This is a genomic window from uncultured Vibrio sp. (genome assembly GCF_947488985.1).
GTDB lineage: Bacteria > Pseudomonadota > Gammaproteobacteria > Enterobacterales > Vibrionaceae > Vibrio.
In genome coordinates, this window is the sequence record NZ_CANLBV010000432.1 from 1 (window position 1) to 203 (window position 203).

General features: G+C 52.2%; 1 protein-coding gene. It reads right to left on the minus strand.

Features of this window, described 5'->3' with window-relative positions; all coding sequences use genetic code 11:
* The coding region (locus Q1A70_RS20850; protein WP_299697724.1) for a hypothetical protein at positions 1 to 203 on the minus strand (203 nt) is incomplete at both ends.

Sequence of the window (203 nt, forward strand, 5' to 3'; positions counted from 1 at the left end):
AACCATCACCTGAGCGTGTTTATCGAGCGTTAAGGTCGGCTCAACAGAGTGAGGTTTCACTTCTTTCGGGGAGCTTAGTGGTGGGGGTTGGGTTGAAGGCGTTGCAGTTGGTACATCAATCATAGGCTTAGGCGCAGAAGGGGGCGCGTTATCGCGTAACCACCAAAGAGTGCCAGATACCAATACACTCACCACCAGTATGC